General features: G+C 42.5%; 5 protein-coding genes and 1 other RNA gene. All 6 read right to left on the reverse strand.

The genetic code is table 11. The annotated features are described in order from the left end of the window. Positions 1 to 83: 83 nt before the first annotated feature. Entirely contained in the window at positions 84 to 1,916 is a 1,833-nt protein-coding gene (locus ACT3TU_RS12970; protein WP_201578049.1) for an extracellular solute-binding protein, read from the reverse strand. 246 nt (positions 1,917 to 2,162) lie between these two features. Further along, complete coding sequence (gene serC / locus ACT3TU_RS12975) at positions 2,163 to 3,272, reverse strand: 3-phosphoserine/phosphohydroxythreonine transaminase (protein ID WP_192522404.1); 1,110 nt, start codon at positions 3,270 to 3,272, stop codon at positions 2,163 to 2,165. Between the two features lie 99 nt (positions 3,273 to 3,371). Next, complete coding sequence (locus ACT3TU_RS12980; RefSeq protein WP_192522403.1) at positions 3,372 to 4,271, reverse strand: hypothetical protein; 900 nt, start codon at positions 4,269 to 4,271, stop codon at positions 3,372 to 3,374. A gap of 60 nt (positions 4,272 to 4,331) precedes the next feature. After that, entirely contained in the window at positions 4,332 to 7,283 is a 2,952-nt protein-coding gene (locus ACT3TU_RS12985; protein ID WP_192522402.1) for a M48 family metalloprotease, read from the reverse strand. 58 nt (positions 7,284 to 7,341) lie between these two features. Beyond that, on the reverse strand, positions 7,342 to 7,941 hold the full coding sequence (locus ACT3TU_RS12990) for a LemA family protein (protein WP_442059770.1): 600 nt from the start codon (positions 7,939 to 7,941) through the stop codon (positions 7,342 to 7,344). A 210-nt stretch (positions 7,942 to 8,151) separates the two neighbouring features. Then, positions 8,152 to 8,248: signal recognition particle sRNA small type (gene ffs / locus ACT3TU_RS12995), an RNA gene on the reverse strand. Between the last annotated feature and the right edge of the window lie 333 nt (positions 8,249 to 8,581).

Consider the following 8,581-nt stretch of genomic DNA (forward strand, 5'->3'; position numbering starts at 1 on the left):
TTTTAAAAACCAAATGAAACACGATTTTATTTACTGGTTTAAATGATAATTTTTAAATAACTGTTTTAAGCCATTATTTTAAACTATTGCTTTAAGTATAGATTAACGCGAGCTTCTGCTTCTTTATCTGTCCACCAATAATCGATACCGATAGCATTGGTCGGGAGTTTTGCAGTATGACGATATTGATTCCAGTAGGCAACATTGGTGCTAGGTTTGCCGTATAAAGGGACTAAATAATGTCCTGCCCGTAGCAGGCGATCAAGTACGTGCGTATATAAGACGATCTCATCGCGATTTTTAGCGTCGCCCAGTTTTTTAATAACACTGTCAATCGCAGGATTTTTAATACCGATAGTATTATGATTACCTGCTTCATCAGCAGCGGCACTGCCCCAAAAACCCACTTGCTCAGCACCAGGTGATAGACTTTGGGCGAAGACATCGACGACCATATCATAGTCAAAACGGCGTATGCGCTCGTAATATTGCGGCCCATCGACTTGACGTAAGCTCGCATCAAAGCCCAAACGCTTTAGATTACGGATATAAGGCAATAATACACGCCCCATGGTTTCGCCTGTCATCAAAATCTCAATCTGAGCAAGCTTGCCGTTTGGTTGATACAACTTCATATCATCATAATAAAAACCCGCATCTAGTAACAGCTGCCGCGCCTTTAACAATCCTTCACGATTAAATCCGCTACCATCGCTGGTTGGCAATTGCCATTCGTCTAGTACTGCTTGCCGCTGACTCGGTTCAAGTTTGGCGAGCAATGGGCTTAATACCTGCATCTCAGCCGCAGATGGCGTACCAGTTGCAGCAAGCTCTGAGCCATGAAAAAAACTTTGCAAGCGCTCATACTGCCCATGGAATAAAGTTCTGTTCATCCATTCAAAGTCATAAGCCTTGCTCAATGCTTGACGGACGCGAATATCTTGAAAAAGTGGCCGGCGCATATTCATCACCAGACCCTGCATCGGTACTGGATTTTCGCTGCTGATGGTTTCTTTATTAATCAGACCTGCTTTGACGGCTGGGAAATTGTAACCGGTGGCCCAATTAGAGGCTTTGTTTTCCGGACGGAAACGATATTGCCCAGATTTAAAACCCTCAAAAGCAATCTCATCACTTTGATAATAGACGAATTTAATCATATCAAAGTTATAACGACCGCGATTGACCATCAAATCACGGCCCCAATAATTGGGATCACGCACGTAGCTGACCGCACGTCCGGCATCGACACGGCCGAGTTTATAAGGCCCACTACCCATCAATGGCGTCAGGGTAATTTTCTCAAAATCAGTATCAATAGAGGACTTGGCAAAGACAGGAAACTGTCCAACCGTCAATAAAATCTCTTTATTTTCATCAGACTTAAAAACAAACTTTACCCGCTGCTTATCGATAATCTCAACGTCTTTAATATCGCCTAAATAACTGCGGATATACATCGGGCCTTTATTCAATATCGCATCATAAGTGGCTTTGACGTCACTGCTGGTCACCGGCGAGCCATCCCAAAAGCGTGCGGCAGGATTAATATGGTAAATAATCCAACTGGTATCATCAGGATCATACGTGACTTTATTTGCCAGCTGCGGATACATGGTAAAGGCTTCATTGAGTGAGCCTGTCATCAAGGTATCATACAGATAGTCCGTACCAACCATCGCCACACCTGTGGTCATCCATTTATTGGCCGCATTAAAGGTGCCGCGTGCATCCAATGAAAGCGTACCACCTTTGGGCGCCTTTGGATTGGCATAGGGCATGTATGGTACGTCAATATACTCAGTGGTACTATTGTGCCCAAGCGCAGTCGTGGTGATTGGCGCTGCGATACTAACAGGTATCCAGCTGCTAGTCATGACAAGCAAGACGGCTTTTAGTATGGTGTTTTTTAGCATCATGACTATGTAATACCCCTCATAACGACCTTCTACTCTAAACCGACTTGGATAAAAAATGCGCGACTGACGGCAAAATAGGCAATTGAAGAAATTTTATCATAACAAACTTAGGTTTTTTAACCTAATGCTTTGCGGTGTTAAGGATGCTACATAACGCATTATGCTACTTAAAAAAACGCTAATAGACATAAAAAAAGACGCAGCTCTTAAAGTTGCGCCTTTTGTTTCAAAGCCTGTACTAACTTAAGCGTGTTTTTTTTCAAAATCTATCATAAAGTCAACCAACTGCTGTACCCACTCTAATGACACTGCATTGTAAATACTGGCGCGCATACCGCCGACATCGCGGTGACCTTTTAGATTCATGAGGCCCGCCGCCTCTGACTCTTCTAAAAACACTTTATCAAGGCTGCTGTCGGCTAACGTAAACGGCACGTTCATGATAGAGCGATATTTGGGGTCAACGGGATTACTATAGAAGCTGCTGTCATCAATCGTTTTATAGAGTAAATCGGCTTTTTGCTGGTTGATTTTACCAATAGCAGCAACGCCGCCCTGCTCTTCTAACCAATCAAATACTAGTCCTGCTAAATACCAAGAATAAGTCGCTGGCGTGTTTGACATCGACCCTTTATCAGCTTGATGTTCATAGTTCATCAGTAGCGGGCACCACTCGCTTGCCTTGCCCAATAAGTCTTCACGAACAATGACAATAACCAAGCCTGCTGGCCCGATGTTCTTTTGAGCACCAGCGTAAATCATGCCAAATTTAGACACATCGACTGGCTGTGACAATATGCAAGAAGACATATCGACGATAATAGGCGCATCCACTTGTGGCGGCTCAAATATCTGTAAGCCATGAATCGTTTCATTGGCACAGTAGTGAAAATACACTGCATCGTCGCTAATCGCCCATTCGCTTTGGGCTGGCACATCAGTAAAATTACTATCTTTGCCTGTTGCAACGACGTTCGTTTCACCAAGACCAAGTTTCGCATATCGATCTGCTTCTTTGATGGCTTTACCTGACCAAGTACCGGTCGTCAGATAATCTGCGCGGCCGCCATTTAATAGGTTTAACGGAATCGCTGAAAACTGTAAGCTGGCGCCGCCCTGTAAAAACAGCACTTTATAATTATCTGGAATGTCCATCAACGAGCGTAACTTGGTTTCAGCTTTTTCGGTAATGGCAACGTACTCTTTACTACGGTGACTGACTTCCATCACCGACATACCGCGCCCTTGCCAATCAAGCAGTTCTTCTTGAGCACGTGCTAATACGGCTGTTGGTATGGAGGAAGGACCCGCTGAAAAGTTAGGTACACGGTTAGGAGCAGCTTTAGTCGTCATAATCATTATCCTAAATATGATGAAATCATCGTTGTTATTAAAGGTTAAGGGTGAGTTTTATCGTTATTTTTAATCTATGTCATAGTAAGTGGCAAATCTTTAACTCTGACTTGAGAACTGCTCCCAAAGCTGACGCTTAAGGCTACTATCAGCAAGCATCTCATCCAATGTGGGCACAGTGGTAAGATTGGGATGCTCAAGACCCTCAGGTAACGGCGTTAATGCCGCAACCTGTATATCTTCACTGCGCCCAATCTTAAAAACATATCCAGCAAGACTGGCATTGGCAAGCTCAGCTGTATCCATACCTTCACAGATAGGAAATGAGGTCGTCTCACAAGTGATTGATAGCGCTTGCGTGATATTTTGCCATAGCTTTTGACTGTCATTATTGAGGGCTTGAATATCAACCAAAATCACCCAGTCGCCATAGCGACCACCTTGTAAATCAAATGGCGCTACTTTTTGAAAGCTTTCCTGCTTAAAACCATCATCTTTAAAGCTATCAGCGTTATCGATATTAGAAACAGCGGCTTGTTGGACGACAGTATCTATGAGGGGCGTAACGGCTGTATTAGAAGTCTCTGGGACCGTAGTATCAAAGCTATAAGTAACGGGGCTTTGTTGGTCAGGATAGCTTAAATCTGGCTCATGAGCGTCATCATGATAGCGGTTAATAGAAGATTCATCATCTACTATGCCTGATATAGTGTCCACAGACTCTATATTTGAATGGGCAACGTTTGCCGTATCAACACTTGGACGTTCTACGTTTGGATGGCTGATGTTTTGCTGTTCAATGCTTATAGCAGATGAAATAGGCTGAGTGTTAGCGTTAGTATTAATGTCAGCTTCAGTATTAGTAGGCGCAGAAATATCAGCGATATTAATAGTCTCAGAGCTCGGCTGTACCCACTGACTAATACCCATCATCGCTAAAATCTGACGCTGTTGCATACGCTGCTGCAATATAACTAGCGGTTCTTGGATATCACTCATACAACACTACTATCCTATTTATCTTAAATGGTTTTACAAATTTTAATGTCAAAAGTAATACTAAAAAAGCTGTCGAACCTGCAACCAATGCTCTGATAGTAAGGTTAAACAATCATATTCATCCTGACTGACTATCGTATCGTGTAACATCGCCGTATGCAATGTACTCAGCCATTGCCGGTAATCATTATAAGCATAAGGCTTATTGGTAGTCGTATTATAATCTATTTGACCGCTACTCTGTTGTCGCTCTTGTTGCTTTTCTTGAATGTTATCGTCGTACTTAGAACCTGTGGTAGAAGGCTTAAAGGTAGAGGGCTTAAAGATAGGCACAGCTTCTAACAACGCCAGCAGCTGAACACTATTTAAGTTTTGGGCGGTAAGCAGCAACCATTGTAAATTTGCCTCACTTACGGCTGTCAAATCAATATCAATCAGGCGCGCTTGGCGGCGCAGGTCGACGACATAGTTGGCATTACTGGTATTATTACCATCGTTTGATAAGCGATAAGCCAATAAAACCAGTATCGAACGCTCAGCAACGCTAAGGCGATAAAAAATCTGACCTGAAGGATCAAGCTGGGCAACTATATCACCCCTGCCAGCTTGCAGTTTTTGCTGCCAAGACGGGTATTCATTTGAATGTTCATCATTTAGTATCGTAGTCAGTACGGGTAGAAGTTGCTGTAAATGCAGTGCCTGCCATAATGCTAAAATCGATGGGGTTCGTAATTTGCTATTATTCGAATGAGTGAATACTGGCTTGATTTTACCAATATCACCTTTTTCATCCATTACGTTATCAGCAAAATTCCGGCTTAAATCAGCTGTTAGCTCACTTTCAAATAACTCAAGCATGCCTTTCTGATAGCGACTAAGTGTGTTACGACATTTTTCTTGCTGAATATAATGCTGGTAACTTTGGTGACTATGGCTGCTATCACTCTTTAAGCGTAATTCATTGATAGCATTCTGAGATAAATCATGCTGAGACAGTTGTTTTATCGCCAATATCATTAAAGCACTGTCCAAACGACGGTCGAGCTTCGCCAGCATTTCTAACAACTTAGCGTTTAGCGTATGCGGTAAAATTTGTACGTTATTGCTAGTTTCTATTTTAGAATCACTATTGGCATCAGTCACAAATATACTGTCGTTAAGCAGCCCAATCCAAATATCAGTTAAATCATAAGTTGCCGTTGTTGATAATATGCACCCTTGATGACATAGCAGCACTGCTTCAATCAAAGCCTGTGCCCCTAGCGGATGATAACTATGGTTGAGAATATACTGCGGCAATGAGACCTTTTGTATATCATCGATACTGATTAAGGCTTTCGCTGGTAAGTCGCTATCCCGTTTTGCTTGCCAAGGCTTTAACAACTTATGAGCACCAATATCTTCTGCCTTTACCTGCAAACGCCCATCAATAACGACGTCTTGCTCTACGACAAACTCAAGCCCGTCATCTGCATCTGCTTCTGAGTCACTACTCATTTCGCCAGTAGGAAGTGCTGTGACCACTTTGTCAGCAGCTTCATCGGGATTGCTAGCAACGTTTTTACTCGTCGTATGATTGTCTTTACTAGCATTGCTTTTATTAACATTGTTTTTGCTTAGGCTATTTGCAGTTATCACACCCCAATCACCCAAGCGCCGCTGCTCATGTATCTCTTTTATTTTTTGTTGATTTATGCGCTTCTCTTTTGCCACTTGTACAGCAAAATCATGATAAGCATTGCCGTTAATAGCACTCATGCGCTCAGCCAAACTTGGATGCGTGGCAAACCACGACAAATCCCCTAAATCTGCGCCACTACTGGCAAAGAAGAAATGACTAAGTCCGTTGATATCAGCGATACCAGTTAAGCGCGAACCCAGCGAATCCTTATGAATGGCTTTTAAGGTCTCCATAATCGCCGGCGAGCGCGTCAGCTGTACGCTGGTTGCATCGGCGAGCAACTCACGTTCACGATTAAAGCTATGTTTGATCAGCTGCGCACTGGCCATACTAGAAAAGCTCAATCCATGTATTAACAACGCCCAGATACTACGCGGTGCTTGGCTATCGAACTTATTATTATGTTGTAACCATCTTGATTGACTCTTAGCTGAAGACTCTTGGCTTTGCGACTGACTCTGCCAATAGCTTACCCACTCGCTATGGGTGGTAAAGTTTGCTGTCTGCGCTTCAGTGCTACGCGCCTGACTATCGATAGCTCTCTGAGACAAAGGGTTTTTTTGATTGACCGCACCATTGAAAGAGCCATCAAAATAATTCTGCTTGTTATTCTGATTACCAGCGCCAAAATTATTAATGGAATCACTCCAGTCATAGAGTAACTGCAAGCCTGCTAACACCACCATTAACTGTAAATTAAATGTGGCATCGCCATGCAATATATGGCCATATTCATGACCAATGAGTCCGTATAGTGCCTCATCAGACAGCTTATCAAGCGCGCCTTGGGTCACCACCAATACCATATCCTGACTATGACGACCTGCTACAAAACCATTAATCCCTTGCTCATCAGGCAGCACATACAGAATCGGCATACTCAAACCTGAAGCAATAGCTAGCTGCTGAGCAATTTCATAATAACGGCGGTAAACAGGCGGAAAATCACGTTCGTCACGCACTGCGATATGAAGGGCACTAAAACGAACCTTTGGTACCGACTCATGCTGATGGGCAACCCCGCGGCTGTGCTCCCACGCATCTTGGCTGTGATCGATAAACAACCGAACGGCACCAACTCGCTGAGCGATAGCACGACCACCTGTTTTTAAACGTCCATATTCTAAAAAACTACCAATCACAAAGCTACCTAGCGTCCATATGACCACCAGTATTAATACCCAATGATAAATGCCGCCAGTAAATATCGTCAGTAGCAGCGCCATAACACCGAGTGCCACCGCAATATGGGCAAATATAATAAGAAAAAACAACCCATACAGTAATAGACTGCGCCGAGTACGGCTACGCTGTGCACCAAAAAAATCCATCTATTTGTCTTACCTAAAGAGTGCTAAATGCGCCTGAACATATAAATATAGTTAAGTATTAGCTCATATTGACGATAGGTGCTTGTGCAATCGCCTTTCTATCTTCAAACACCAACGGACTGAGCGGACGAAAACCAAAAGTCGTGCTAACAAGATTATTCGGGAATACTTCGCGGTCGTTATTATAAAACATCACGCTATCATTATAATGCTGACGCGCAAATCCTATGCGATTCTCGGTATTGGTCAGCTCATCCATTAACTCTTTAATCATACTGTCCGCTTTTAGCTCAGGATACGCTTCCACCACAGCAGAAAACTGCCCTAATGCTTTCGACAACATACTCTCTGCTTTGGCAAACAGCGCCATGTGCTCAAGCGAATCGGGCTGATGCTTGCTAGAATCTTGCAGACTTTGAGCATGATTACGCGCACTAACAACACGGGTCAATGTTTCTTCTTCATGCGCTAAATAGCGCTTGGCGGTCTCCACCAAATTCGGAATCAAATCGTGACGGCGTTTTAGCTGTACATCTATCTGGGCAAAGCCGTTCTTAGCCTGATTGCGAGCGCGCACCAACTTATTGAATACTGATACACCAAATACAACCACCAGCACTACAAAGGCAATAAACAGCCAAATAAACATTTTCATCATAAAACCCCAAAATTTTTGGTCTTTATAGTTAACATTAGTGTTAATAAAGGTTACTACATTGTATTTTAACCCATATTTATGGCTCAAAGTTTAAAATCAGACGAAATGTAGACCAAAAAAAAGCCCTTTATAATGAAGGACTTATTATCAATATGAGGGTTTTAAAATTTAAAAGATTTTATTATCAAATTTTAGGCAAAAAAAAAGCGACTCCAAAAGCACATCCTCGGCACACATTATAACTATTACCGTTGCTACCTTCCGGTCCTGGCGGGATTCATAGAACAATGTTGCGAGGCTACCAATGGAGCCACCAGTTGCAAATTATACAAGGTTTTTTCATTATTACAACCCCAATCTTAAAACTGTTTGCTTTATGAGCCAAATAACTCCATAAATCCGCCTGTAACTTAAATGACAAAATTCTCACAGCAAGCTTTCTAAATTTTGTTAAATTAACTAGGGGTATTCGAAACCCTAGGATTCACCCAATAAATACAATCAGAATCGACTGCTTCTATAATCAGTCCTATATAAATTGGATACGGTATCAGGCTTCTTCAGTATACTTTTTTTAGGGCCTCACTCGTCTTTCTTGTATATAGGTTATTCTGAACCTGACTATACCATTTAAATATTT

This window comes from Psychrobacter sp. AOP3-A1-26, from assembly GCF_052378235.1.
Lineage (GTDB): Bacteria > Pseudomonadota > Gammaproteobacteria > Pseudomonadales > Moraxellaceae > Psychrobacter.

Bases quoted from the DNA above. Each gene is read 5' to 3' on its own strand.
- serC (WP_192522404.1), bottom strand. From the start codon at position 3,272: ATGACGACTAAAGCTGCTCCTAACCGTGTACCTAACTTTTCAGCGGGT.
- ACT3TU_RS12970 (WP_201578049.1), bottom strand. From the start codon at position 1,916: ATGCTAAAAAACACCATACTAAAAGCCGTCTTGCTTGTCATGACTAGC.
- ACT3TU_RS12980 (WP_192522403.1), bottom strand. From the start codon at position 4,271: ATGAGTGATATCCAAGAACCGCTAGTTATATTGCAGCAGCGTATGCAA.
- ACT3TU_RS12985 (WP_192522402.1), bottom strand. From the start codon at position 7,283: ATGGATTTTTTTGGTGCACAGCGTAGCCGTACTCGGCGCAGTCTATTA.
- ACT3TU_RS12990 (WP_442059770.1), bottom strand. From the start codon at position 7,941: ATGATGAAAATGTTTATTTGGCTGTTTATTGCCTTTGTAGTGCTGGTG.